At 63.9% G+C, this 26,645-nt stretch carries 26 protein-coding genes; all 26 read right to left on the reverse strand.

The genetic code is table 11. The annotated features are described in order from the left end of the window. Nucleotides 1-57: 57 nt before the first annotated feature. The 26 genes from L0U80_RS23500 to L0U80_RS23620 all read right to left on the reverse strand — a co-directional run bounded on the left by L0U80_RS23500 (nt 58) and on the right by L0U80_RS23620 (nt 26,570). Nucleotides 58-918, reverse strand: a complete 861-nt coding sequence (locus L0U80_RS23500) for an MOSC domain-containing protein (RefSeq protein ID WP_233870889.1) — start codon at nt 916-918, stop codon at nt 58-60. A gap of 91 nt (nt 919-1,009) precedes the next feature. Continuing rightward, nucleotides 1,010-2,206 carry an O-succinylhomoserine sulfhydrylase gene (locus L0U80_RS23505; RefSeq protein ID WP_233870892.1) on the reverse strand — a complete coding sequence of 399 codons (1,197 nt, stop codon included), beginning with the start codon at nt 2,204-2,206 and terminating at the stop codon, nt 1,010-1,012. Between the two features lie 293 nt (nt 2,207-2,499). Continuing rightward, nucleotides 2,500-4,047 carry an amidophosphoribosyltransferase gene (purF, locus tag L0U80_RS23510; RefSeq protein ID WP_233870895.1) on the reverse strand — a complete coding sequence of 516 codons (1,548 nt, stop codon included), beginning with the start codon at nt 4,045-4,047 and terminating at the stop codon, nt 2,500-2,502. A 116-nt stretch (nt 4,048-4,163) separates the two neighbouring features. After that, nucleotides 4,164-4,658, reverse strand: coding sequence for a CvpA family protein (locus tag L0U80_RS23515; RefSeq protein ID WP_233870898.1), 495 nt, complete (start codon nt 4,656-4,658; stop codon nt 4,164-4,166). 7 nt (nt 4,659-4,665) lie between these two features. Further along, nucleotides 4,666-5,637 (reverse strand): SPOR domain-containing protein, encoded by a 972-nt coding sequence (locus tag L0U80_RS23520; RefSeq protein ID WP_233870901.1) that lies wholly within the window; start codon nt 5,635-5,637, stop codon nt 4,666-4,668. A gap of 66 nt (nt 5,638-5,703) precedes the next feature. Next, nucleotides 5,704-7,017 carry a bifunctional tetrahydrofolate synthase/dihydrofolate synthase gene (gene folC / locus L0U80_RS23525; RefSeq protein WP_233870904.1) on the reverse strand — a complete coding sequence of 438 codons (1,314 nt, stop codon included), beginning with the start codon at nt 7,015-7,017 and terminating at the stop codon, nt 5,704-5,706. Nucleotides 7,018-7,218: 201 nt separating this feature from the next. Further along, nucleotides 7,219-8,091, reverse strand: a complete 873-nt coding sequence (accD, locus tag L0U80_RS23530; RefSeq protein ID WP_233870907.1) for an acetyl-CoA carboxylase, carboxyltransferase subunit beta — start codon at nt 8,089-8,091, stop codon at nt 7,219-7,221. A gap of 128 nt (nt 8,092-8,219) precedes the next feature. After that, entirely contained in the window at nt 8,220-9,035 is an 816-nt protein-coding gene (gene trpA, locus L0U80_RS23535; RefSeq protein WP_233870911.1) for a tryptophan synthase subunit alpha, read from the reverse strand. 52 nt (nt 9,036-9,087) lie between these two features. After that, nucleotides 9,088-10,017 carry a DNA-methyltransferase gene (locus tag L0U80_RS23540; protein WP_233870914.1) on the reverse strand — a complete coding sequence of 310 codons (930 nt, stop codon included), beginning with the start codon at nt 10,015-10,017 and terminating at the stop codon, nt 9,088-9,090. Nucleotides 10,018-10,028: 11 nt separating this feature from the next. Then, nucleotides 10,029-11,222, reverse strand: coding sequence for a tryptophan synthase subunit beta (gene trpB, locus L0U80_RS23545; RefSeq protein WP_233870930.1), 1,194 nt, complete (start codon nt 11,220-11,222; stop codon nt 10,029-10,031). A 65-nt stretch (nt 11,223-11,287) separates the two neighbouring features. Next, nucleotides 11,288-11,974 carry a phosphoribosylanthranilate isomerase gene (locus L0U80_RS23550; protein ID WP_233870933.1) on the reverse strand — a complete coding sequence of 229 codons (687 nt, stop codon included), beginning with the start codon at nt 11,972-11,974 and terminating at the stop codon, nt 11,288-11,290. 67 nt (nt 11,975-12,041) lie between these two features. Further along, a complete protein-coding gene (gene truA / locus L0U80_RS23555) occupies nt 12,042-12,857 on the reverse strand; it encodes a tRNA pseudouridine(38-40) synthase TruA (protein WP_233870950.1) in 816 nt (271 codons plus the stop codon). A 19-nt stretch (nt 12,858-12,876) separates the two neighbouring features. Beyond that, on the reverse strand, nt 12,877-15,195 hold the full coding sequence (locus L0U80_RS23560) for a FimV C-terminal domain-containing protein (protein WP_233870953.1): 2,319 nt from the start codon (nt 15,193-15,195) through the stop codon (nt 12,877-12,879). 154 nt (nt 15,196-15,349) lie between these two features. Further along, complete coding sequence (gene asd / locus L0U80_RS23565) at nt 15,350-16,471, reverse strand: aspartate-semialdehyde dehydrogenase (RefSeq protein ID WP_233870956.1); 1,122 nt, start codon at nt 16,469-16,471, stop codon at nt 15,350-15,352. A gap of 82 nt (nt 16,472-16,553) precedes the next feature. Continuing rightward, nucleotides 16,554-16,685, reverse strand: coding sequence for a hypothetical protein (locus L0U80_RS31555; protein ID WP_267954867.1), 132 nt, complete (start codon nt 16,683-16,685; stop codon nt 16,554-16,556). A 168-nt stretch (nt 16,686-16,853) separates the two neighbouring features. Continuing rightward, complete coding sequence (gene leuB / locus L0U80_RS23570) at nt 16,854-17,921, reverse strand: 3-isopropylmalate dehydrogenase (RefSeq protein WP_233870959.1); 1,068 nt, start codon at nt 17,919-17,921, stop codon at nt 16,854-16,856. 50 nt (nt 17,922-17,971) lie between these two features. Then, nucleotides 17,972-18,622, reverse strand: coding sequence for a 3-isopropylmalate dehydratase small subunit (leuD, locus tag L0U80_RS23575; protein WP_233870962.1), 651 nt, complete (start codon nt 18,620-18,622; stop codon nt 17,972-17,974). Between the two features lie 79 nt (nt 18,623-18,701). Next, nucleotides 18,702-18,842: a hypothetical protein gene (locus tag L0U80_RS23580; protein ID WP_233870967.1), complete on the reverse strand. Its 141-nt coding sequence runs from the start codon at nt 18,840-18,842 to the stop codon at nt 18,702-18,704. A 4-nt stretch (nt 18,843-18,846) separates the two neighbouring features. Continuing rightward, nucleotides 18,847-20,256, reverse strand: coding sequence for a 3-isopropylmalate dehydratase large subunit (gene leuC, locus L0U80_RS23585; RefSeq protein ID WP_233870972.1), 1,410 nt, complete (start codon nt 20,254-20,256; stop codon nt 18,847-18,849). 364 nt (nt 20,257-20,620) lie between these two features. Beyond that, nucleotides 20,621-21,922 carry a citrate synthase gene (gene gltA, locus L0U80_RS23590; protein WP_233870976.1) on the reverse strand — a complete coding sequence of 434 codons (1,302 nt, stop codon included), beginning with the start codon at nt 21,920-21,922 and terminating at the stop codon, nt 20,621-20,623. 69 nt (nt 21,923-21,991) lie between these two features. Continuing rightward, a complete protein-coding gene (locus L0U80_RS23595; RefSeq protein WP_233871560.1) occupies nt 21,992-22,264 on the reverse strand; it encodes an FAD assembly factor SdhE in 273 nt (90 codons plus the stop codon). A 55-nt stretch (nt 22,265-22,319) separates the two neighbouring features. Beyond that, nucleotides 22,320-23,021: a succinate dehydrogenase iron-sulfur subunit gene (locus L0U80_RS23600; RefSeq protein ID WP_233870981.1), complete on the reverse strand. Its 702-nt coding sequence runs from the start codon at nt 23,019-23,021 to the stop codon at nt 22,320-22,322. 28 nt (nt 23,022-23,049) lie between these two features. Continuing rightward, complete coding sequence (sdhA, locus tag L0U80_RS23605; RefSeq protein ID WP_233870985.1) at nt 23,050-24,825, reverse strand: succinate dehydrogenase flavoprotein subunit; 1,776 nt, start codon at nt 24,823-24,825, stop codon at nt 23,050-23,052. A 3-nt stretch (nt 24,826-24,828) separates the two neighbouring features. After that, nucleotides 24,829-25,197: a succinate dehydrogenase, hydrophobic membrane anchor protein gene (gene sdhD / locus L0U80_RS23610; protein ID WP_124153804.1), complete on the reverse strand. Its 369-nt coding sequence runs from the start codon at nt 25,195-25,197 to the stop codon at nt 24,829-24,831. A gap of 3 nt (nt 25,198-25,200) precedes the next feature. Beyond that, nucleotides 25,201-25,617, reverse strand: a complete 417-nt coding sequence (gene sdhC, locus L0U80_RS23615) for a succinate dehydrogenase, cytochrome b556 subunit (protein WP_233870989.1) — start codon at nt 25,615-25,617, stop codon at nt 25,201-25,203. A 158-nt stretch (nt 25,618-25,775) separates the two neighbouring features. Continuing rightward, the gene (locus L0U80_RS23620) at nt 25,776-26,570 is read right to left on the reverse strand and encodes a GntR family transcriptional regulator (RefSeq protein ID WP_233870992.1); all 795 of its coding nucleotides are present in this window, start codon (nt 26,568-26,570) and stop codon (nt 25,776-25,778) included. Nucleotides 26,571-26,645: the final 75 nt, after the last annotated feature.

The raw sequence follows: 26,645 nt of genomic DNA on the forward strand, positions 1-26,645 counted from the left end.
CGTGTACGTCGAACGTGTGGACGTACCCCACGAATTCACCGCCGTGAGGCCGGACGCTCACTCGTCGAAACGCCACTCCCACTCCGCCGACGTCCCCACAGCCAGATGCTCGCCCGCACCTGACACGACCGTGGCGTTCACCCCGAACGTGAGGCCCCCGTTCACGCGCGGGTCTGCGCGAAACGTCATCAACGTATCGAGCGGCTCGTCGGGCCACTGCGCGTCGCGCTCGCCCGTTCGCTGATCGATTGTCGTGACCTGGCAACGATCGCACGGCTTCGCGAAACGCAGCACCACGTCTGTCCCGTCGATCGACATCGTTTCGACGAAGTCCTCGTCGAACGCCTCCTCGCCATCCACCACGACGTTCGGCCTGAAGCGGGTCATCGGCACGGGCGGCGCACCCTTTGCGGCGAGCCGCGCGTTGAGGTCCGCGAGCGATGCCTCGTTCGTCACGAGCAGCGGGAAGGCATCGGCGAAATGGGTCGGAACATCCTCTCCATTCGTCCACTTCCTGTTCGCAAAACGCGTGGCGTCGGGCGCGAATCGCACGATCCGCAGCGGCACGCCCACCGCCTTCGAGATCCACTGAGCGGCTTCGTCGCCCTCGTCGAAAGCGTCGACCGTGTCATTCCAGACCGTCGCGCGCACGCGGCGCTCGTCGCCTTGCGGCTCGAACGACAGCAGGAGCGACGACGCCATACCGTCAGTCGAAAGGCGCACACCGCCTTCGACGAACGCGCACACGACACGTGCCAGCGCCGCGTTCTGGCGCTGCGTGACGAGCTGGCCCGTTTCGTCCACCACCATCCAGTTGCGGTCCCACTTCAGCCCCTCGGCGAGGAGCTGCGCCTGATCGAGTGCGATGCCACCGAGCGACTTGACGGGATAGACGAACAACGCGCGAATGACGGCCATGACGGTCCACCTGTGAGATGAAGAAAAACGGGCCGTTTCACACGGCCCGAACTGCAAGAATACTACGCAAACTGAACGGCAAATCGGACGCTCAGGCCGCCGCGTCGAGTCCGCGCGCGAGATCGCTGCGAATGTCCTGCGCGTTTTCGAGCCCCACAGCAAGACGGATCAGCCCTTCGGTGATGCCAGCCGCCGCACGCGCTTCCGGCGTAATGCGGCCGTGCGTGGTCGTCGCGGGGTGCGTGATCGTCGTGCGCGTGTCGCCGAGATTACCCGTGATCGAGCAGACCTTAGTGTTGTCGATGACACGCCAGGCGTTCTCACGCTGCTGTTCGGGCGTATCGCCCTTCAGCTCGAACGAGACGATCGCACCGCCCGCCTTCTGCTGACGCATCGCGAGCGCGTGTTGCGGATGCGATTCGAGGCCCGGATAGAACACACGCTTGACGGCCGGATGCGCTTCGAGCCAGCGCGCGATTTCGAGCGCGTTCGCCGACTGCTTCTCGACGCGCAACGACAGCGTCTCCATGCCCTTGAGCAGCACCCACGCGTTGAACGCGGAGAGCGTCGGGCCCGCGCTGCGCACGAACGGGAACACCTTCCCCATGATGAATTCCTTCGAGCCCACGAGCGCGCCGCCGAGCACGCGGCCCTGGCCATCGAGGAACTTGGTGGCCGAGTGCATCACGACGTCCGCGCCGAGCTTGAGCGGCTGCTGCAGCGCCGGGCTGCAGAAGCAGTTGTCGACCACGAAGAGCGCATTCGCGGACTTCGCGATCTTGCTGATCGCTTCGATGTCCGACACTTCGGTAAGCGGGTTCGACGGCGTTTCGAGGAAGAACATCTTCGTCTCGGGACGCACGGCGTTCTTCCACGCGTCGAGATCGCTGGGATCGACGAAGGTGGTCGTGATGCCGAACTTGACGAAGATCTGCGAGAACATGCCGACCGTCGAACCGAAGATGCTCTGCGAGCTGACGATGTGGTCGCCCGCCTGCAGCGCGGCCATCACGACCGAGAGGATCGCGGACATGCCCGAGGCCGTCGCCATGCACGCCTCGCCGCCTTCGAGCGCGGCGAGCCGGTCCTGGAACATCGTCACGGTCGGGTTCGTGAAGCGCGCGTAGGTGTACGCGGTCTCGGCGTTCTTGAAGCGTTCGGCCGCCTCGGCAGCGCTCGAAAAACAGAAGCTCGAGGTGAGGAAGATCGCTTCCGAATGTTCGTTGAACTCGCTGCGCAACGTGCCAGAGCGCACGGCGAGCGTATCGAAGTTGAAGGTGTCGTCCATGTTCGCGTGGTTTCCTGTTCGTTTCACGTTCACTGGCCATGCGGTCGCGAGACCGTCGGGCACAAATCAGCCAAATGCCGGGCGCAAAAAAGCCCGCTTTGCGTCGGCAGAAGCGGGCTTTCGGGTGTTCGGGGCAGCAGCGCAGCGTATCGAAAATCGGGCGTTTGCGGTTCGATGTGTTCTGACCTTTCGCCCGTTTCGCTTTAGCTGTTTTGGGTTGCCCCGCGTCCGCAAGCTGAGATCAAATCGACGCAAGCGCTCATGCTAACACGGGCAAGCGCGCTGCGCACGCGTCACTCCACCGAGAGCTGCAGGTGCAGCTGCGAACGCGCCATGCCGCCGTCCAGTGCTTCGCTCGCTGCGTCGCGGTCCGACTGGGCCTGCGGCGCGAGGCGCGCGCTCTCGATGTTGTCGAGATACGCCGTAGTGATATCGCCGGTGATGTAATCGCCGTCGAAGCACGAAGCCTCGAAGTGCTTGAGCTCCGGATTGATATCGCGCACCGCCTGCTTGAGGTCAGCCACATCCTGATACACGAGGTGATCCGCGCCGATGATGCGCGCCACTTCCTCGTCCGTGCGGCCGTGGGCGACGAGTTCGCCGCGCGTCGGCATGTCGATGCCATACACGTTCGGATACTTCACGGGCGGCGCCGCCGAGGCGAAGATCACCTTGGTCGCGCCCGCGTCGCGCGCCATCTGCACGATTTCATGCGAGGTCGTGCCGCGCACGATCGAATCGTCGATGATCAGCACGTTCTTGCCCTTGAACTCGATGCCCATGGCGTTGAGCTTCTGGCGCACCGATTTCTTGCGCATGGCCTGGCCCGGCATGATAAAGGTGCGGCCCACGTAACGGTTCTTGAAGAAGCCTTCGCGGTATTCCACGCCGAGCTTCGCAGCAACCTGCATCGCAGCGGGGCGCGACGAATCGGGAATCGGCATCACGACGTCGATCTTCACGTCGGGCAGCTCGCGCAGGATCTTCTCGGCGAGGTAGTCGCCCATGCGCAGACGCGCGTTGTAGACCGGCACGCCGTCGAGCACGGAGTCCGGACGCGCGAGGTACACGAGTTCGAAGATGCAGGGATTGAGGCTCGGCGACACCGCGCACTGCTGCGAGTGGAAATTGCCGTCGAAATCGATGAACACCGCCTCGCCCGGCGCCACGTCGCGCACGAATTCGAAGCCGATGCCTTCCAGCGCCACGGATTCGGACGCCAGCATCCACTCGGTGCCCTCGGGCGTTTCGAGCTTGCCGATGCACATCGGACGGATGCCGAACGGGTCGCGGAACGCGAGCAAGCCATAGCCGGAGATCAGCGAAACGACCGCGTACGAGCCGCGCACGCGCCGGTGCACGCCCGACACGGCCTTGAAGAGCGCCGCGGCATCGAGTTCGAGGCCCGAGGTCGCCGTCTGCACTTCATGCGCGAGCACGTTGAGCAGCACTTCGGTGTCGGAGTGGGTGTTGATGTGCCGGCGGTCGATCCGGAACATCTCATCCTTGAGCTGCGGAACGTTCGTGATGTTGCCGTTGTGCGCGAGGATGATGCCGAACGGCGCGTTCACGTAGAACGGCTGGGCTTCCTCTTCGCTCGACGCCGATCCGGCGGTCGGATAGCGCACCTGGCCGATGCCGCTCGTGCCGGGCAGGCTGCGCATGTTGCGGGTACGGAACACGTCGCGCACCATGCCGTTGGCCTTGTGCATGTGGAACGTGCTGCCGTTCGCGGTGGCGATGCCGGCCGCGTCCTGACCGCGGTGCTGGAGCAGCAACAGCGCGTCATAGAGGAGCTGGTTGACGGGAGAGCGGGAAACTACGCCTACGATGCCGCACATGGCAGGTCCTTCAAAAAAGCGAAATCGATAGCGGCGGATGGCAAGAGCCGATCCTGTGCCGCAAAGGTGCTGGGCTGCCGCGCCGGGACGCCATCGCCACGCAACGTTACATGACGTTAAACGTGGACGTATGAAGCGAGCGGCTCGGGCAACATGGGTTTCAGTTCGAGCACACCACGCTTGGCATACGGCAAGAGCAGTGCATCGCGCCAGAATTCCTGCTGGGGCAGCTCGGTCAGTCCGCCAAGGACAACCAGAATCAGCACCAGCACGACGCCTCGCACGAGCCCGAACATCAATCCGAGCGACCGGTCCACACCGGACAGTCCGCTCACCTGCACCAGCCGGCCCAGCAACGCATTGACCATGCCGGCAACAAAAACGACGCCGATCACGATCAGCACGAAAGCAAGCCCCCACTGCGTCAGGGTACCGCCCGGCCAGTGTGCCGGCATCCACGGCACCACGTGTTCCACGTAGCGGCATGCCACCAGAAACGCAGCGATCCAGCCTATCAATCCAAAGACTTCGCCGATGAATCCGCGCCACGCCCCGCGCAGCGCCGACACAGCGATTACCGCCATTACAGCGTAGTCGAATGCTGTGAACATACGCGGGTTATTCCGCCGCGCCGTTGGAACCGGCCATCAGCCCCGCGCCCCGAACCTTCGCAATCGCCTCCGAGGCCGCTGCGCGATCCGCAAACGGGCCTGCGCGCAAAAGCGTGCGCGTCGAGCCGTCGGGCTGCTTACGTTGCTCGGTATATGCGGGCACGCCGGCGGCTTTCAACTTCGTTACCCAGTTGTGCGCGGTCGTCTCGTTCGAGAACGCGCCCAGTTGCACCGCGTAGCGCGCACCCGGCGGTGTCGCTGGCGTGGCGGGGCCGGAGGCGACGACAGTCTTGTCGGCGCTCGACACACCCTTCTGGCCCTGCGGGCTGGACTGGCTCGTCGCGTCAGAGTGCGCGCTGTGCGAGCCAGCCGCCGCTGCCGCAGTATTGGCCGGCGGCTGCCCGGCAGGCTTGCTTGTAGGCGAAGGCTGCGGTTGAGATTGGGTCTGCGCGGTTTGCGCCGTCTTGCCCGGCGTCGCCGAAGCGGCTGCGGCAGGCGTGCTATCCGTTTTCTGCGCGGTTTGCGTCGGCGCGGCTGGTGCAGCCGGAGCGATTGCCGACGCGCCAGGCGCCGCTGCCGTTGCGAGGTCCGACGCGCCAGGATTATCCGGCGCGACGCCGGCCTGCGTGTCCGCTGCGTCGTCGCGAGCGGCGGGCCCGCCAGCGGCCGCGGTCGGGCGGCTGGGGATATCGATCGCGATGTCGTCGGTGACGGGCTTCGGGTGCGAATCGAGCACCATCGGCAGAATCACGATGGCCGCCACCACCAGCGCGATCGCGCCGACGAGGCGCCGCCGCGCACGCTGTTTTTCAGGCAGGGTGGGATCGAGAAGCATCGCTTCGGCGTCGCCCGAACGGTCCGGCCGGCGGCTACGCCGTTCCACACGCGTGCCCTGGCTGCTACGCCGTTCCGAGCCCACTTCAGCGCCGCGCCGTCGCGGCGCCGTGTCGTCTTTCTTGCCGAACGAGAAAAGTCCCATGTATGGCTGCGCGTTTGGCCTGGTTTTGACCTGATATCTGCGTGGCGGCGTGCAGGGTGCCGTGCTTTAGTGCTGCTGTTTTGACTTTCGCCAGGCCATCACGCCAGCGACAGTCAGGAAACTTCCGAAAACAATAATTCTATCATTTTCGCCTGCGCGTTTTAGCGCATCTTCAAACGCGGCGGCGGGCGATTCGTAGCGCGTCACGCTGCTGTCGGGGCCGTCCTTGACGCCCGCCGCGCGCAGCGCCGCTTCAAGTTCCCCGGCCGATGCGGCACGCGCGCCCGGCAGGTCGGTGACGCACCAGTGGTCGATCTCGCCCGAGATGTTGTGCAGCACGCCTGCGATGTCCTTATCGCGCATCGCGCCGAACACCGCGTAAGTGTAAGGAAAGTAGCCCATGCTGCCGAGATTTTGCGCCAGCACGGCCGCCGCATGCGGATTGTGGCCGACGTCGAGAATCACGGAAGGCTTGCCCGGCAGCACCTGGAAGCGGCCCGGCAGTTCGACGTTCGCAAGACCGAGGCGGATGTCCTGCGCCGAGACCGGCACGCGGTCGCGCATGGATTCGAGCGCCGCGAGCGCCGCCGACGTATTGATCAACTGGTTCGCGCCGCGCAGTGCGGGGTACGCAAGCGAGGGGCGGCGCTGCGAGCGGCCCGCGTAGGTCCACTGCTGGCGCTCGCTGCCCGCCTGCCCTTCATAGCGGAAATCGCGGCCGAAGAGCCACAGATCGGCGCCGATGGCCTCGGCATGGTCGATGAGCGTCTTCGGCGGCATCGGATCGGCGCAGATCGCGGGCTTGCCCGCCCGGAAGATGCCGGCCTTTTCGAAGGCGATCTTCTCGCGCGTGTCGCCGAGGTACTCGGTATGGTCGATGTCGATGCTCGTGACGATCGCACAGTCGGTATCGAGCACGTTCACGGCGTCCAGACGGCCGCCGAGGCCCACTTCGAAGATGACGGCGTCGAGCGCGCGCGAGGCGAACAGGTGCATGATCGCGAGCGTCGTGAATTCGAAGTACGTCAGCGTTACCGGCTGCGCGAGCGAGAGGCGGGCCGCTTCGACGGCCTCGAAATGCGGCAGCAGGTCGGCGTCGCTGACCTGCGCGCCGCCAATGCGCGCGCGCTCGTTGAACGAAAGCAGATGCGGCGACGTATGGCAGCCGACGCGATAACCGGCCTTCAGCAGAATCGTTTCGAGAATCGCGCAGGTCGAGCCTTTCCCGTTGGTGCCGCCGACCGTGAAGATCGGACACTCGAAATTCAGTTGCAGCGCGTCTTTGACCTGCCGGATCCGGCCGAGCCCCATGTCGATGCCGACCGGATGCGCTGTTTCAAGGTGCGTGAGCCACGCGTCGAGGGAGGGAAAGGTACTCATCAAATGATTCGTGGCATGCGGCGCGCGGGCCGGGTGCGAGACGCCGGTCGTGTGCGCCGGTCATGTGAAATGTCCGCTGCAAATACGGCATTATCGCGGAAATGACAACGCGCCGCATGCTTACGCTTGCGGCGCGTGGGGAATGCGGCCTGCGGCGCGATGTCGCGAGGGCCTCCGGCACGTACCGGAAGGCCCACGGCGTCAGGCGACCGCGTCGGCGGGTTGGCGCGAGAGGATCGCCATGAGTTGCGCGAGTTCTTCGCGCAGCTTGCGGCGGTCGACGATCATATCGACCGCGCCCTTCTGCAGCAGGAACTCCGCACGCTGGAAGCCTTCCGGCAGCTTCTCGCGCACGGTCTGCTCGATCACGCGCGGGCCGGCGAAGCCGATCAGTGCCTTCGGCTCGGCGATCACGACGTCACCGAGGAACGCGAAGCTCGCCGACACACCGCCCATCGTCGGATCGGTCAGCACGGAGATGAACGGCAGCTTGGCCTCGGAGAGCTTCGTCAGCATCGCTGTGGTCTTGGCCATCTGCATGAGCGACAGCAGGCTTTCCTGCATGCGCGCACCGCCCGAGGCCGTGAAGCAGATGAACGGCACCTGCTGCTCCAGCGCGTTCTGCACGCCGCGCGCAAAGCGCTCGCCCACCACCGAGCCCATCGAGCCGCCCATGAACGAGAACTCGAAGCACGCCACCACGACCGGCAGCGTGTGGATCGCGCCACCCATCACGACCATGGCGTCGGTTTCGCCGGTGTCGTCCATCGCTTCCTTGATGCGATCCGGGTACTTGCGGCTGTCCTTGAACTTCAGGGCGTCGACCGGAACGATCTCCTGACCGATCTCATAGCGGCCTTCCGCGTCCAGCAGGCCATCAAGCCGCTCGCGCGCGCCGATGCGCATGTGGTGATCGCACTTCGGACAGACGTGGAGATTCGCCTCGACGTCGTTGCGGTACAGCACCGCTTCGCACGCCGGGCACTTGATCCACAGCCCTTCCGGGATGCTCTTCCGGCTTTTCGGATCGGTTTGCTTGATCTTCGGCGGCAGCAGTTTGTCGAGCCAGCTCATTTAGTTTCCTTCCTTGACCTTCGCGATGTCTTCATGCGCGCGCGGCGCGGGCGGACGACGAATCCGGTAAATTTGACCGGGTTCTGACCCCGACCGCGCATGGCGAAAAGTGGATTTTACCGCACGTGCTACCGGTTGCCGCCAGCCGGTGCATCAATCGCGGCACGAATGCCCGCGACAAACTGCGTGAGGGTTTGCGCCGCGGCTTCCGGCGGCGTTTGCTCCAGCAGCTGCACGATACGGCTGCCGATCACGACGGCATCGCTCACAGCGGCGACGGCGGCGGCAGTCTGCGCGTCGCGGATGCCGAACCCGACACCGACCGGCAGCGGCACGTTCGACTTGATCGCCGGCATTTTACTCGCGATGCTCGCGACGTCCAGATTGGCGGCGCCCGTCACGCCCTTGAGCGACACGTAATAGACATAGCCGCTCGCGGCGCGGCCGACTTCGGCGATGCGCTCGTCGGTGGAGGTGGGCGCAAGCAGGAAGATCGGATCGATGGCGGCCGCTTTCATCTTCGCAGCGAATTCCACGGATTCTTCCGGCGGATAGTCGACCACCAGCACGCCATCGACGCCCGCATCCTTTGCCGCGACGGCAAACGCCTCGGCGCCCATGCGCTCGATCGGGTTGGCGTAGCCCATCAGCACGACCGGCGTTTTGTCGTTGGTTGCGCGGAAGCGCTTGACGTCGGCGAGGACGCTCTTCAACGAGACGCCTTTTTCGAGCGCCCGCTCGGAGGCCTGCTGGATCACGGGGCCGTCGGCCATCGGGTCCGAGAACGGCACGCCGAGTTCGATCACGTCCGCGCCGCCGGCGGCGAGCGCGTGCATGAATTCGACGGTGCGCGCGGGATCGGGATCGCCGGCGGTCATGAACGGAATGAGGCCTTTCTTGCGCTGGGCGGCCAGCGCGTCAAACGTGCTTTTGATACGGGACATGGCAGGGTCCTCTAAATTTGGAACGTCACTGCGTGTGGTTGGCGGCGGCGCGTCAGGCGCCCGCCGCGACACCCTGTACGGCTGACGCCGGCGCGGCAGCTGCCGCGCTCACACGTTCGCGCGCGATCGCGCAGTAACTTTCGTTGATTTCATAGCCGACGAATTCGCGCTTCTGGCGTGCGCAGGCGACTGCCGTGGTGCCGCTGCCCATGAACGGGTCCAGCACGCGGCCACCCGGCGGGCAGCTCGCGAGCACCATGCGCTCGACGATTTCCAGGGGCTTCTGGGTCGGGTGATCGACGCGCTCCGCGTGCTGCCGGTGCAGACGCGAAACCGACCAGACGTCCTTGGGGTTGTAGCCGAGCTCCAGCCACCTGCTACCTTCGAATATTTTCCGCGAACGCGCCTTCTTCGTGACGGCATCGTACGGGATGCGGACGGGATCGAGATCGAAGTAGTAATTCTTCGACACCGCGAAAAAACCGATGTTGTCGTGCACCGACGTGAAACGGCGCGTCGTGCCGCCCATGCTCGGCACGCGACGGTCCCAGACGATCTCGTTGATCATCGTGAGCTTCGACTTCAGGAAGACGAAGATTTCCGGCGCGTACTGCCAGGTGCAGAACACGTAGAGCGAGCCGCTCGGCTTGAGCTTGGGAATAGCCAGATCGAGCCACTCACGCGTCCAGGCAAGGAAGTCCTCGCCCGAGCGCATGTCGGAGTCGTTGCCGTAGTCCTTGCCGAGCCCATACGGCGGGTCGGCCACGATCAGGTCGATCGAGGCGTCGGGCAGGTTCGCTGCATCGGTCAGAAAATCGCGGTTCAAGAGCCGGATGCTGTCCGGCACCGTGGCGACCGCGCCCGGCGCGGCAGCCTTGGCAGGCTGCGCGCGGGGCGTGTCTTCGGCGACCTGAACGGCAACTTTAGCCGCACGGTCAATGACGGGGGCCGGTGCTTGAGGCTCGTCGAACTCGTCACGCATCGTGTGGGCGCTCAGAACTGAATGCCCGATCGCTCGGCGACCGTGTGCATGTCCTTGTCGCCCCGGCCCGACAGGTTCACCAGAAGGATCTTGTCCTTCGGCAACGTGGGCGCGAGCTTCGCCGCGTACGCGAGCGCATGGCTCGATTCGAGCGCGGGAATGATGCCTTCGATGCGGCAGCAGTCGTGGAACGCCTTGAGCGCTTCCTCGTCGTCGATCGTCACGTACTGCGCGCGGCCACTGTCCTTGAGCCACGCATGCTCCGGACCGACGCCCGGATAGTCGAGGCCCGCCGACACCGAATGCGTCTCGATGATCTGGCCGTTCTCGTCCTGCAGTAGATAAGTGCGGTTGCCATGCAGCACACCGACGGTACCCGCCGTAAGCGCGGCTGCGTGGCGCCCCGTCTCCATGCCGTCGCCGGCCGGTTCGACGCCGATCAACTGCACGGAACTATCGTCGATATACGGGTAAAAGATGCCCATCGCGTTCGAACCGCCGCCCACGCACGCGATCACGGCGTCGGGCTGACGGCCCGTCATCTCGGGCATCTGTACGCGGCATTCGTCGCCGATCACGCGCTGGAAGTCGCGCACCATCATCGGATACGGGTGCGGGCCCGCCACGGTGCCGATGATGTAGAACGTGTTCTCAACGTTGGTGACCCAGTCGCGCATGGCTTCGTTGAGTGCGTCCTTGAGCGTGCGCGAGCCCGATTCCACGGGCACGACCTTCGCGCCGAGCAGCTTCATGCGGTACATGTTCGCGGCCTGGCGGCGCACGTCCTCGGCGCCCATGTAGACCACGCACTCCATGCCGAAGCGCGCAGCGATCGTGGCGGTGGCGACGCCGTGCTGGCCCGCGCCCGTCTCGGCGATCACGCGCGGCTTGCCCATACGCTTGGCGAGCAAGGCCTGGCCGATCACGTTGTTCACCTTGTGCGCGCCGGTGTGGTTCAGGTCTTCGCGCTTCAGGTAGATCTGCGCGCCGCCGACCATTTCGCTCCAGCGCTGCGCGTGATAGATCGGCGACGGACGGCCGACGAAATGCTTCAGCTCGCGCTGATATTCGGCGACGAAGTCGGGATCGTCCTTGTATTTCGCGTAGGCGTCGCGCAGTTCGTCGATCGCCTGCATGAGGGTTTCGGCAGCAAAGATGCCACCATATGGGCCGAAGTGGCCCCGTTCATCGGGTAAGTTGTACATAAGTCACTCGCTCGGCCCGCCTCGGAGTGTCCTGCGTTGCGCAGGACGGGCGTCGGCCATTGGGTTCATCCCGCGTCCGCCGCATCTGCTTCATGCACTGCGCGTACGAACGCCGCCATACGGGCGTGATCCTTCACGCCCCGCGCGCCCGGAACCTCGATGCCACTGGAGACATCGACGGCATACGGACGCACCTGGCGAATCGCATCACCGACGTTTTGCGCGTTCAAGCCACCACTCAAAACGGCCCGACGCGCGAGCCCTGCGGGAATAAGTGACCAATCGAAGACCTTTCCACCGCCGCCGTATCCGTCGACGTGCGTGTCGAACAGCAGGCCGCTGGCTGATGAATAACTATTTGCCGATTCTACCAAATCGGCCTCGCGAGTATCTGCCGCTACCCGCAACGCACGCAACCAGGGCAAACCGGCAACGGCGGCGAGCGCCTCGCACTGACCGGGCGTTTCGTCTCCGTGGAACTGCAGCATCGTGAGAGAGACATTGCTCGCCACCTCACCGATCCACTGCGGCGTGGCGTTCACGAAGAGCCCCACGACCGAGACGAACGGAGGAATGTCGTGGGTGAGTTCAACGGCCTGCGCGACACTCACCGATCGCGGGCTCGGCGGATAAAACACAAGACCGATCGCGTCGGCGCCCAGGTCGATGGCATGCGCAACCGCCTCAGGCGACGACAGGCCGCACAGTTTGATGCGGGTGCGATGCACGGCTGATAGATCGGCTGAAGTCATGACTGAGGAAGCGGATTGCTCTTGCGATGGTTCTCGATGGTTCTGATCGTGCGCCGCGTTGCGCGCATCAGGCGGCGGCGTTTGACTCGTCGGACCAGATCGCGCTCCACGGGACGCTGGCCGTATGCGGCGCGGGTACCAGGAACTCGTCAGGATAGCCTACTTGAGCAAGGTAGAGGCCATCGGGCATGAACGTCGGCGCGGCCTTCGTGCGGTCGAGGCCTGCCAGCACCTCTGCCATCCACGACACCGGATAGCGTCCACGCCCCACCGCCACGAGGCAGCCCATCAGGTTGCGGACCATGTGGTGCAGGAACGCATTGGCGCGAAAACGGAAGTGAATGAAGTCGCCCTGAGGCCGGATGTCGATCTGGTACAGGTGCTTGACCGGCGTCTTCGACTGGCATTCCGACGAGCGAAACGCCGAAAAGTCGTGCTCGCCGATCAGGTATGCAGCGGCCTCGCGCATCGCGTCGACGTCGAGCGGGGTGTGGATCCAGCCGGTGCGGGCCGCCAGCATCGGCGAGCGCACGGCGTTGACGTACAGCACGTAGTAATACGTGCGCTCGAACGCGGAAAAGCGTGCGTGGAACGCCTCCGGCATCGGTTGCGCCCACTGCACGGCCACCGTGTGCGGCAGGAACGCGTTGGTCCCGCGCACCCACGAGAACGGTGCGCGGTCGAGTTCGGTATCGAAATGGACGACCTGACCGAGGCCGTGAACGCCGGTATCCGTACGCCCTGCCACGACCGTCTGCAGCGGCACGCACGCGAACTCGCGCAGAGCCCGCTCGAGTTCGTCCTGCACCGTCTTGCCGTGCGGCTGCGACTGCCAGCCGCAAAACGCGGCCCCGTCGTACTGGATTCCTAGCGCGATACGCATACGGATTGCGGTGCCTCGATCACGACAGCGGCGCGAGCGTCGACAACAGCGACTGCGCGTCGGCGCGGGTGGCCGGATCGTTTGACTCGATCACCTCGTTGATCAGTGCACGTGCGCCGCCAAGGTCGCCCAGCGCGATGTACTCGTGCGCCAGTTCGAGCTTGTTGCGCGCGATCCGCGCCAGTTGCTCCGGCGTAAAGACCGGCAACGGCTCGGCGGAATCAGGCGGCAGATTGAGGTCGAAATCGAGTGTCAGCGCGCCGAAGCGTGGTGCTCCCAGGCCTGCGGTCGCCCCCAGCCCTGCCATGCCCGCCGCGAGGGTTTCGGCCACACGCGGCGCCGAAGGTTCGGACAACGGCACCGCCTGCGCTACAGTCGTTTCCGGCGACGCCACCGGCTGCGTTGAGAGTGGCGCACTCTGTACGACCGGCTCAGCCACGCGCGGCGGCAGCGTCATGTCGATGCCACCGAGCGCATTGATGGCATCTTGCGGGAACTCGCTGGGTACTTCGGCCTTTTTCGCGACTTCGGCTTCTACTGGTGCGGCAGGGGCGGCCGGTTCTTCGAAATGAGCCGGTTGCGGCGCTAGTGCTTCCGGTTCGGTCGCAATGTGCTGTACGGCGCTTTCCGGTTCGGCATGAACCGGCGTATCGGTCTCGCGAGCCGCTTCAGCTTCATGCTGGTCAGACACCGGCTCCAGTTCAGCCTCGCGCGCCAGTCTTTCGGCTTCGCCCTCCGTGCGCTGCGCTTCGGCAGGCGCCATCGGCAGCGCCGAGGCGCCCAGTTCCGCAGCAGCCGCCAAGCTGGCCGCCTCGCTCGCGTCGGCGAGCGTTTCGGGCTCACCTCGTTCGACGCCACGCGCCGTCACGCCGTGTTCCACGCGATCTTGTCGTGCGACCGGGCTGGTCTGCGTCAGCTCATCCGACGGAGCGTCGAATTGCGCCGGCGGCAAAGCTTCGCCGCCCAGCACCGCAGCGGCAGAAATGCCCGCTGTCCGGGTCGCGTGATCGAGAATTTCATCTCGTTGCGCCGGAGCGGACACAGCCGCTGCCGTCGCCGGGGCAGCTGTTGCACGGGGCTCGGCAGCAGGTGTCTCGACCGCGCGCAGCGGCGTGTCGAGAACTGGTGGCTCGACGTGCTCGGGTGCCGCTTCAACCGCCGTCTTTGCGCGCTTTTTGCGTTTGCGCAGCAGCAAACCGAAAATCAGAACCAGAATTGCGGCGGCGATCGCCGCTGCAATGCTCATCGTCTGCGGTGACAACTCAATCTGACCGCCCGTTGCGCGAGACCCCGCGGTGCCCCCCGGGACGTTCGCGCCCGGCGCGCCGGCCACATTCGCCGGTTTGCCGCTGCCGTTGGCCAGCCCTTGCGACGACTGGCCAATGCCGTGCTGCTGCAACGCCATGAGCACGCGGTTCTTCAGTGCGAGCAACTGCTGGAGACTCGACACGGTCACGGGCACCTTTACCGCCGATGCACCCTGCGCCAACGCGCCCGATGCCGCGCCGCCCGCCGGTGCCGCCTGAACAGCGCCGCTCCACACGTGGGCGTCGCTGGGCGACGTAGCCGCGGCGGGCTGACTCGCCACCGCGCCGGCCGAGGCTGCAAGCGCCGCTGCCTGCGAGGCCGCGTCAACCGCTGCCGCGCTCGCGCCGCTTGCAGCGGCCGGAACGCTTGCCGCAACGGTGGCGCTGGCCGTCGCACCGGCTATCGCAGAAGGTGCGGACGCAGTAGAAGGCGCGGTGGATGGCGCGACGGCGCTCGCCGTTGCAGTTGCAACAGTGCCGGGACTTGCCGTCACGACGGGAGAAGCGCCCTGCGCAGCCGCCTTGGCAGGCGCATTCGCCGCTGCAGCGGCAGGCAAACCCTGCGCAGCCGCCGTAGCAGGCGCGCTCGCCGCAGCCGGCGCGGAGGCCGCCGTCACCTTCGCAGCAGTTGCCGGTGCCGACGCAGGCGCTGGTGCCGCCGCGTGCGGCGCGTTTACCACGACACCAGGCACACCGGGCACGTCGAGCACGGCACCAATCTTCAACCGGCTCGGATCGTGCTTGGTGAACGCCGTCGGATTGGCCTCAAAGAGCGCCCGGCTAACGTGCGCGAGCACGTATTTGTCGTTGGACTGCGTGAGTTCGGCGGCGATGTCGTGCAGCGACTGGCCAGGCTTGACGGTATACCGGCCGACGATTTGAAAGGCCGGCACCGCCTCCGAGACGGCTGCCGGCGCTTTACCGCCCTGCGCGCTGGCAATACCGCTCAACGCAAAAAACGCTGCTGCGATGGCAGCGCGTGCTGCCCGCCGCTTCATGGCAACGGGAACAGAATCAAATCGAACGATCATCAGATGTCCTGGCATACCGCTCATGCGGCTGTCGACGAATCGGGTACGGACTGCAAGATGAAAAACCGGTCGCGCGGTCAAAATAAAAAGCGCCGCGACTGGCGCGGCGCTTTTCCATCGTGCTACGCGTCATTAGCCGCGTAGTTTAATTCATTCACTTCTCAAGCAGAATGCGCAACATGCGACGAAGCGGTTCTGCGGCACCCCAAAGCAGCTGATCGCCGACCGTGAACGCCGACAGGTACTCGCCGCCCATCGCCAGCTTGCGCAGACGACCGACCGGCACCGTGAGCGTACCCGTCACCACGGCAGGCGACAGATCGCGCATCGACGCTTCGCGCTGGTTCGGCACGACCTTGACCCAGTCGTTGGCCGAAGCGAGGATGCCGTCGATTTCGTCGAGCGGCACGTCCTTCTTCAGCTTGATCGTGAGCGCCTGCGAGTGGCAGCGCATCGCGCCGATGCGCACGCACAGCCCGTCAACAGGGATCGAACCCGGCTGACCCATGGCCGGCTTGCCGAGGATCTTGTTGGTTTCGGCGCCGCCCTTCCATTCTTCCTTCGACATGCCGTTGCCGAGATCCTTGTCGATCCACGGGATCAGCGAGCCCGCGAGCGGCACGCCGAAGTGGCTGGTCGGCATGGCGTCGCTGTTCATGGTGGCGAGCACCTTGCGGTCGATGTCGAGGATCGCCGACGACGGGTTCGCCAGATCGTCCTTGACCGCACCGTTGAGCGCGCCCATCTGCGAGAGCAGCTCGCGCATGTTCTGCGCGCCCGCGCCCGAAGCGGCCTGATAGGTCATGGCCGTCATCCAGTCGACGAGGTTCTCGCGGAACAGACCGCCGAGTGCCATCAGCATCAGGCTGACCGTGCAGTTGCCGCCGATGAAGTCCTTCTGACCCTTGATGAGCGCGTCCTTGATGACGTCGAGGTTGACCGGATCGAGGACGATGACCGCATCGTCCTTCATGCGCAGCGACGACGCCGCATCGATCCAGTAGCCCTTCCAGCCCGCCGCGCGCAGCTTCGGATACACGTCGTTCGTGTAGTCGCCGCCCTGGCACGTGATGATGATGTCGCACTTCTTGAGCTCGTCGACGCTGTTTGCGTCCTTGAGCTTCGTCTCGTTTTTGGCGAACGACGGTGCCGCGCCGCCTGCGTTACTGGTGCTGAAAAACACCGGTTCGATCAGGTCGAAATCACGTTCTTCCTGCATGCGCTGCATCAGCACGCTGCCGACCATGCCGCGCCAACCTACGAGACCTACATTCATGACTTACCCTTGAAATGGACACTTCCCCGCTTCGCTCGCCCGGCGTGGCCGCGCGGGGAAGATGAGCGGGCACGACGAGCGATCAACGAGTGGTGATCGTTTTAATAATCGTTTTCGTGGTAATCGTGGCGCTTTTCGTCGCGCTGGCGAGCGAAATCGCACGGGCGGTGCCGTGGATTTTCGAAACAGTCTTGATCTGAGGGATCGTCGCCATCGGCACAGTCTACACGAAAACCTTCAATTCGCACGGTAAAGAACCGCATGTCTCGCCATTTGCAGCGAGACATGCGACCAGACACCGCATCTCAATATTCGACGGTGCTCCGCGCACCCCTGAAACGCAGCGGGCATGTCCGTGGACATGCCCGCCTTCACCCTGCAATTACAGCGCGGCGACCACTGCGTCACCCATCGCCACCGTGCCGACTTGCTGGCAACCCGGCGTGAGGATGTCGCCCGTGCGATAGCCTTGTTCGAGCACCTTCTTCACGGCGGCCTCGATGCGGTCGGCCTGTTCGGCGCGGCCCAGCGAATAGCGCAGCATCATCGCGGCCGAGAGGATCGTCGCGAGCGGATTGGCCACGCCCTTGCCGGCGATGTCCGGTGCCGAACCGTGCGACGGCTCGTACAGGCCCTTGTTGTTCTTGTCGAGCGAGGCCGACGGCAGCATGCCGATCGAACCCGTGAGCATCGCGGCTTCGTCCGAGAGAATGTCGCCGAACATGTTGCCCGTGACCACCACGTCGAACGCCTTCGGTGCCTTCACGAGTTGCATTGCCGCGTTGTCGACGTACATGTGCGACAGCTCGACTTCCGGATATTCCTTCGAGACATCGATCATGATGTCCTTCCAGAACTGCGACGTTTCCAGCACGTTCGCCTTGTCCACCGACGTGAGCTTCTTCTGGCGCTTTTGCGCAGCCTGGAACGCGACATGCGCGATGCGGCGCACTTCGGGCTCGGAATAGCGCATCGTGTCGAAGCCTTCGCGCGCGCCCTTGAAGAGGCCGTCCGGCGCTTCGCGCGTGCCGCGCGGCTGGCCGAAGTAGATGTCGCCGTTCAGTTCGCGCACGATCAGGATGTCGAGACCCGACACGATCTCGGGCTTCAGCGACGACGCACCCGTCAACTCCGGATAGCAGATCGCCGGACGGAAGTTCGCGAACAGCTCCAGATGCTTGCGCAGACCCAGAATGGCCTGTTCCGGGCGCAGCGCGCGTTCGAGCGAGTCGTACTTCCAGTCGCCGACGGCGCCGAACAGGATCGCGTCGGCGGCCTTCGCCAGCGCGAGCGTCGCTTCCGGCAGCGGATGGCCGCTCGCCTCGTAGCCCGCGCCGCCGACCGGCGCCTCTTCCATCTCGAACTTTTCGCCGAGTGCGTTCAGCACCTTGACGGCTTCCTTGACGATCTCCGGACCGATGCCGTCGCCCGGCAGCACTGCAATCTTCATCCTGTCTTTCCTCGCGTTATTTCGTTATTCGCTGGTTCGCGCGCGTCAGTTCAGAGCACGCGGTTGTTCAGCCACGGCTGGCGCACGAGGCGCTCGGCTTCGTACTGGCGGATCTTGTCGGCGTGGCGCAGCGTGAGGCCGATGTCGTCGAAACCGTTCAACAGGCAATAGCGGCGGAACGCTGCCACTTCGAACGGAAACTCCTGTGCGCCGTCGGTCGTGCGCACGACCTGCTTGTCGAGATCGATCGTCAGCTGGAAGCCGTTGAAAGCGTAGGTCTCGTTGAAGAGCTGATCCACTTGCTGCTCGGTCAGCTGGATCGGCAAGAGGCCGTTCTTGAAGCAGTTGTTATAGAAGATGTCCGCGAAGCTCGGCGCGATGATCGCGCGAAAGCCGTACTGCTCAAGCGCCCACGGCGCGTGTTCGCGCGAGCTGCCGCAGCCGAAATTCTTTCGTGCGAGCAGCACCGATGCGCCCTGATAGCGCGGCTGGTTCAGCACGAAGTCCGGATTGAGCGGACGCTTCGAGTTGTCCTGACCCGGCTCGCCGTGGTCGAGATAACGCCATTCGTCGAAGGCGTTCGGGCCGAAGCCGGTGCGTTTGATCGACTTGAGGAACTGCTTCGGGATGATCGCGTCCGTGTCCACGTTCTCGCGATCGAGCGGCGCCACTACGCCGGTGTGTACGATGAATTTTTCCATGATCCGTGATCCAGAAGGATGCTGGGCGTTCCGGGCCGCGGACGCCGTCCGCGTTGCCCGGCCGCTGCTTCAGGCGCAATTAGAGCGCGCGTTGCACCGTGCGAGCGGAGCTGCTGATGTCCTGGCCAAAACCGGCCACGGTGTTGCAACCCGTCAGCGCGAGCAGTGCGCCCGCCAGCGAAAGGAGCGCCACGCGACGCAGAATAATGCTTGCTTTCATGGCTTTACCCCAATTTGCGAATATCGACGAAATGACCTTCGATGGCCGCCGCCGCAGCCATGGCCGGGCTCACGAGGTGAGTACGCCCACCCGCGCCCTGACGGCCTTCGAAGTTGCGGTTCGACGTTGACGCGCAACGCTCGCCCGGCTCCAGCCGGTCGGCGTTCATGGCGAGGCACATCGAGCAGCCCGGTTCGCGCCACTCGAAACCCGCATCGACGAACACCTTGTCGAGCCCTTCGCGCTCGGCCTGCGCCTTCACGAGACCCGAGCCCGGCACGACCATCGCGAGACGGACGTTCGACGCCACGCGGCGACCGAGCTTCTTCACGACATAAGCGGCGGCGCGGATGTCTTCGATGCGCGCGTTCGTGCACGAACCGATGAAAATCTTGTCCACCTTGATCGACTCGATCGGCGTGTTCGGATCGAGCGCCATGTATTGCAGCGCGCGTTCCATCGCATCGCGCTTGACCGGGTCCTTCTCGCGCTCGGGATCGGGCACGCGGCCATCGACCGAAGTGACCATTTCCGGCGACGTGCCCCACGTAACCTGCGGCACGATTTCAGCGGCGTTCAACTCGACCACGCGATCGAAGTGAGCGCCTTCGTCGGAGCGGAACGTCTTCCAGTATTCGACGGCCTGGTTCCATTCCGCGCCCTGCGGCGAGAACGGACGGTTCTTCAGGTATTCGATCGTGGTGTCGTCCACGGCGACCATGCCGGCACGCGCGCCGGCTTCGATCGCCATGTTGCACACGGTCATGCGGCCTTCCATCGTGAGCGCGCGAATCGTCGAGCCGCCGAATTCCATCGCGTAGCCCGTGCCGCCCGCCGTGCCGATCTTGCCGATGATCGCGAGCACGATGTCCTTCGCAGTGCAACCGCGCGGCAACTGGCCCTCGACCTTCACGAGCATGTTCTTGCTCTTTTTCTGCAAGAGCGTTTGCGTGGCGAGCACGTGCTCGACTTCCGAAGTGCCGATGCCGTGCGCGAGCGCGCCGAACGCGCCGTGCGTGGACGTGTGCGAGTCGCCGCAAACAATGGTCATGCCCGGCAGCGTCGCGCCCTGCTCCGGACCGACAATGTGGACGATACCCTGACGCTGGTCGGTCATCTTGAACTGCGTGATGCCGAAGGCGTCGCAGTTTGCGTCGAGCGTGTCGACCTGCAGCTTCGAAACGGGGTCGGCGATGCCGTGGCTGCGGTCGGTGGTGGGCACGTTATGGTCGGAAACCGCGAGGTTTGCGCTGATGCGCCAGACCGGGCGCTCGTGCATCTTCAGGCCCTCGAAGGCCTGCGGGCTGGTGACTTCGTGCAGCAGATGACGGTCGATATAGAGAATCGTCGTGCCGTCGTCTTCCGTGTGGACCACGTGGGAGTCCCACAATTTGTCGTAGAGCGTCTTTGCCATGATATGCGGGGAATGAATGACTGCGGGGCAATACGGTGTTTCGCGATTATGCCACGCGAACCCCACCCCTTGCTGATTCGCCCAGAAAAAACCGATAAAAAACAGTGAGTTGGGTGGTAGTGGCGATACCTGTATCGGTGTTACCCGGCAGGTCGGGTCGACGGAGTATGGACGTCGATTAGCCGCAGGCTCCGCGCACCGACACTAACGGCGATACCCGATGCGGCATATATGCCTGGGTATCCGAATTATCTGTCGACGACACGATCGACGCAAAAGCAAACGCCCCGACGAGCGAACCCGTCGGGGCGTTTGAGCTTGTGCCGGGCGCGTCACAACAGACGCGCCCGGCGGAGCCGTGTGCTTAACGCTGCGCGATCGGCTTCGCCTGACGCGGCGTATTGCCAATGAACAGCTGACGCGGACGACCAATCTTCTGCTCGGGGTCGGCGATCATCTCGTTCCACTGCGCGATCCAGCCCACCGTACGCGCCATCGCGAAGATACACGTGAACATCGACGTCGGGATGCCCAGCGCGCGCTGCACGATGCCCGAGTAGAAGTCCACGTTCGGGTACAGCTTGCGCGACACGAAGTATTCGTCTTCCAGCGCGATCTTTTCGAGCGCCATCGCGAGCTTGAACAGCGGATCGTCGTGCAGGCCCAGTTCGTTGAGCACTTCGTAGCACGTTTCGCGCATCAGCTTCGCACGCGGATCGTAGTTCTTGTACACGCGGTGACCGAAGCCCATCAGCTTCACGCCCGAGTTCTTGTCCTTCACCTGCTTGATGAATTCGGGGATCTTGTCGACCGAGCCGATCTCTTCGAGCATGTTCAGCGCGGCTTCGTTCGCACCACCGTGCGCCGGGCCCCACAGACACGCGATACCGGCCGCGATACACGCGAACGGGTTCGCACCCGACGAACCCGCCAGACGCACCGTCGAGGTCGACGCGTTCTGCTCGTGGTCGGCGTGCAGGATCAGGATGCGGTCGAGCGCGCGCGTGAGCACGTCGTTGACCTTGTACTCTTCGCACGGGTTCGAGAACATCATGCGCATGAAGTTCGCGCTGTACGAGAGGTCATTGCGCGGATACACGAACGGCTGGCCGATGCTGTACTTGTACGCCATGGCGACCAGCGTCGGCAGCTTCGCGATCATGCGGATCGCCGAAACTTCACGATGCTTCGGATTGTTGATGTCGAGCGAGTCGTGATAGAACGCAGACAGCGCGCCCACCGCGGCAACGAGAATCGACATCGGGTGAGCATCGCGGCGGAAGCCACGGAAGAAGAACTGCATCTGCTCGTGAACCATCGTGTGGTTCGTGACGGTCTTCACGAACTCGTCCTTCTGCGCCTTGTTCGGCAGTTCGCCGTTCAGGAGCAGGTAGCAGGACTCGAGGAAGTCGGCATTCTGCGCGAGGTTGTCAATCGGGTAGCCGCGGTACAGCAGTTCACCCTTGTCCCCGTCGATGTACGTGATCGCCGAGTTGCACGACGCCGTCGACATAAAGCCCGGGTCGTAGGTGAACTTGCCGGTCTGGCCGTACAGTTTGCGGATATCGATCACATCCGGGCCCATCGAGCCCTTGTAGATCGGCAGTTCGACGCTCGGCGAGTTGTCGCTGAACGATAGCGTGGCTTTTACATCAGACGGGGTCATAGCACATCCTCAATCGAAGATAAATACAGTTTGCAGGCCTGGCGCGGCGCCTCCTGGCACCGCCGCATCTCAGACGTTGCGAAGCAACTCCAGCACCCGTTTCACGTCCGGGTCGGCAAGGTCGCCCTCAGGTTCCTTGCGTGCGAGTAGCAAGTCCATCAGGTCGTTATCGCTCAGCTCGAGCAGGCGCGTGAGTGCGCCCACATCGGCGTCGCTGAGGTCATGTTCATAGCGGCTGAAGAAACGCTCGAAAATCAGGTCGTTTTCGAGCAAGCCGCGCCGTGAGCGCCAGCGGAGGCGCGCACGGCGGAGGGGATCGGACTGATGCGATTCCATTTCGATTAAAACGCGATTACAGCGCGATATTGCAGCGTCAAACGCAGTGTCAAGCGCAGCGTTAAACGGCGCGGCGAACCATCAGTTCCTTGATCTTGCCGATCGCCTTCGTCGGGTTCAGGCCCTTCGGGCAAACGTCGACGCAGTTCATGATCGTGTGGCAACGGAACAGGCGGTACGGGTCTTCCAGGTTGTCCAGACGCTCGCCGGTGGCTTGATCGCGGCTGTCCGCGATGAAGCGGTAAGCCTGCAGCAAACCTGCCGGGCCGACGAACTTGTCCGGGTTCCACCAGAAGCTCGGGCACGACGTCGAGCAGCTCGCACACAGAATACACTCGTACAGACCGTCGAGTTCGTCACGCTGCTCAGGCGACTGCAGACGCTCTTTCTCGGGCGGCGGCGCATCGTTGATCAGGAACGGCTTGATCGAGTGGTACTGGTTGAAGAACTGCGTCATGTCGACGAACAGGTCGCGAACCACCGGCAGACCCGGCAGCGGACGCAGCACAATCTTTTGCGGCAGATCGTTCAGGTTCGTCAGGCACGCGAGGCCGTTCTTGCCGTTGATGTTCATCGCGTCCGAACCGCACACGCCTTCGCGGCACGAGCGACGGTACGACAACGTCTCGTCCATTTCCTTGAGCTTGAGGAGCGCGTCGAGCAGCATGCGCTCGTGCGTGATCTCGAGCTCGTACGTCTGCATGCGCGGCGCCGCGTCCTTGTCCGGATCGTAGCGGTAGACTTCAAAAATTCGTTTGGCCATTTCCGATTCCTTTTGACTGGCTTGTGCCTTAGAACGTACGCGCCTTCGGCGGCACGGACTCGACGGTCAGCGGGTTCATGTGAACCGGCTTGTATTCGAGTCGGTTGTCGTCGCTGTACCAGAGCGTATGTTGCAGCCAGTTCTCGTCGTCGCGGTGTTCGTAGTCGCTGTGGGCGTGGGCGCCACGGCTTTCCTTGCGCGCTTCTGCCGACACCATCGTCGCGCGGGCCACTTCGATGAGGTTCGCCACTTCGAGCGCTTCGACGCGCGCGGTGTTGAACACCTTCGACTTGTCCTTCAGGTGGATGTGCTTCACGCGCTCGGCAATCTGCGCGATGTCCTTGACACCGTCTTCCAGCAGCGCCGACGTGCGGAACACGCCTGCATGCTTTTGCATCGAGCCGCGGATGTCGTTCGCCACGCTTTGCGCGTATTCACCCGACGTCGAGTTATCGAGCGCTGCGAGACGCGACAGCGAGAAGTCGCCTGCATCGGCCGGCAGCGGCTTGTGCTCGCGCAGTTCCTTGACGTGCTTGACGATGTGGTTGCCGGCCGCACGGCCGAACACCACGAGGTCGAGCAGCGAGTTCGTGCCGAGACGGTTCGCGCCGTGCACCGAGACGCACGAGCATTCGCCCACGGCGTAGAAGCCGTTGACGATTTCTTCGTGACCCTTCGGCGTACCCACGACCTGGCCGTGGATGTTCGTCGGGATGCCGCCCATCTGATAGTGGATGGTCGGAACGACCGGGATCGGTTCCTTGATGCAGTCGACGTTCGCGAACTTGAGCGCGATTTCGCGGATCGACGGCAGACGCTTCATGATCGTCTCGGCGCCGATGTGCGACAGGTCGAGCAGCACGTGGTCCTTGTGCGGACCCACGCCACGGCCTTCCTTGATTTCCTGGTCCATCGAACGCGAAACGAAGTCACGCGGTGCGAGGTCCTTCAGCGTCGGTGCGTAGCGCTCCATGAAGCGCTCGCCGTTCGCGTTACGCAGAATGCCACCTTCGCCGCGCACGCCTTCGGTAATCAGCACACCCGCGCCGGCCACGCCGGTCGGGTGGAACTGCCAGAACTCCATGTCCTGCAGCGCGATGCCCGACCGGGCCGCCATGCCGAGGCCGTCACCGGTGTTGATGAACGCGTTCGTCGATGCTGCGAAGATCCGGCCAGCGCCGCCCGTGGCGAACAGCGTGGTCTTGCCTTCGAGGATGTAGACGTCGCCCGTTTCCATTTCGAGCGCGGTCACGCCGAGCACGTCGCCGTCGGCGTCGCGGATCAGGTCGAGTGCCATCCATTCGACGAAGAACTGGGTCTTCGCCGCGACGTTCTGCTGATACAGCGTGTGCAGCAGTGCGTGGCCGGTACGGTCAGCCGCCGCGCACGCGCGCTGGACAGGCTTCTCACCGTAGTTAGCCGTGTGGCCGCCGAACGGGCGCTGGTAGATCGTGCCGTCGGCGTTACGGTCGAACGGCATGCCGAAGTGTTCGAGCTCGTACACGGCGTTCGGGGCTTCACGGCACATGAACTCGATCGCGTCCTGGTCGCCGAGCCAGTCGGAACCCTTGATCGTGTCGTAGAAGTGGTAGTGCCAGTTGTCTTCGCTCATGTTGCCGAGCGAGGCGCCGATGCCGCCTTGAGCAGCGACCGTGTGCGAACGCGTCGGGAACACTTTCGAGAGCACGCAGACCGACAGGCCCGCACGCGCGAGTTGCAGCGACGCGCGCATACCCGAGCCGCCCGCGCCGACGATAACCACGTCAAACTTGCGACGCGGCAGAGAATTCTTGATTGCAGCCATTCTTTACACTCTCCAGAGAATCTGCGCGGCATAGCCGAGGCTCGCGAGCAACCAGACGATCGTCAGCACATCCAGCGTGATACGCAGGCCGACCGGCTTGATGTAGTCCATCCAGATGTCGCGCACGCCGACCCAGGCGTGATAGAACAGCGCGAGCAGCGTGACGAACGTTGCGAGCTTCATCCATTGCGTGGCGAAGATCGACGCCCAGCCGTCGTAGGAAAAATCGTGCGCACCGAAGAACCAGGCGAGCAGGATGACCGTGTAGACGGCCATGATCACCGCGGTGGCGCGTTGCGCGATCCAGTCGCGCAGGCCGTAGTGAGCGCCGACAACGAGGCGCTTCGGACCGATTCCGTTTTTGGCAGACATGTTTTAGAACGCTCCGAAGAGTTTCGCCGCGAAGGCGATCGTGATGACCGTCGAGACGATCACGACAACGAGAGAGGTCGACTTGCCCTGCTGCTTGCCGACCAGGTCATGGTTGAAGTCCATGAGCAGGTGGCGCACGCCGGCGCAGAAGTGGAAGAAGAAGGCCCAGCCGAGCACGAGCACGATGAGCTTGACGATGCCGCTGGAGAGGAAGCCCTTGAAGACCTCGAAGCTGAGTTCCGAGGTGAGGCTCTGGTCAAACAGGTACAACAGGAAGGGCAGGAAGATAAACATCAGTATGCCGCTGATGCGGTGACCGATCGATACGCGACCCGCGAGCGGCAGGCGGTATGCGAACAATATCTGCCCAAGCCCGATGTTCCGGAATTCCGGCCTCGGTTTTTTTGCGGCTTCTGCCATGCTAGACCCCTACTTGGTAATTACACTAACTCACAATTTTAACGCCTTTTCATATCGCGCTGCAGCGAAATTGGTGTCCGGGGACTGCTGCTTGCGTGCGCAATGAAGGCGCCTGGGACGGAAGCCGCTTTTTTGCGATGCACCGCGCGGCCGCCCGTTCAGCTCAAATCATTCTGATAGTAGTACCCCGTTGTGACATACCAACCACGGCGTACTTCGACGGGGCGGTCTCCATAGGTATAGGACACACGCTCGACGGAAAGCAATGGAAAGCCGGTCGGCACGCTGAGCAAGTCAGCCACCGCAGGCTCGGCGGCCACGGCGCGGATCTTTTCGGTCGCGCGAATCATGCGCGTGCCGAACTCCGCCTCGAACATGGCGTAAAGCGGTCCTTTATAGTCGGCGAGCCGCTCGATCGTGAGGCCACGGAATACGGCGCCCGGCAACCAGATCTCGTCGAGCACGGTGTTTTCGCCGTCGAACTGCAGCAGGCGGCGGATCTGCACCACCGGATCGGCGGGCTTCAGTTCGAGCTGGCGCGCGATCTCGGCCGTCGCGCGCAGGCGCCGGCATTCGAGCAGTTTGCTGATGTGGGGGTGTTCTGCGCCGTCGTCGGCCAGCAATCTGAGAAAGCGGAACTGGGCGCGCTCTTCGTTGTGCGTTGCGACGAAGGTGCCCTTGCCCTGGCGGCGCACGAGGAGATTCTCGGCGGCGAGTTCGTCGATCGCCTTGCGCACGGTCCCCTGGCTTACCTTGTAGCGGCTGGCCAGTTCTACTTCGCTGGGGATGATCTCGCCGGGCTTCCATTCGCCGGACTCGAGACTCTGTGTAATGAGCCCCTTGATCTGCTGATAGAGCGGACTGAAAGTGGGGGACGGCGCCGCAGGCGCAGACGCAGCCGTACCGCTCTCAGGAGCGGGGGAATTCGCGTTGCTGGCCGGGTTCGCACTCATGGCGCGCATTTCAACATAAAGGCCCCCTCGGCGTCCAGCATTTCCCGGCAATAGATATGTCTTATATAAGACATA

Source organism: Paraburkholderia adhaesiva (genome assembly GCF_021390575.1).
GTDB lineage: Bacteria > Pseudomonadota > Gammaproteobacteria > Burkholderiales > Burkholderiaceae > Paraburkholderia > Paraburkholderia adhaesiva.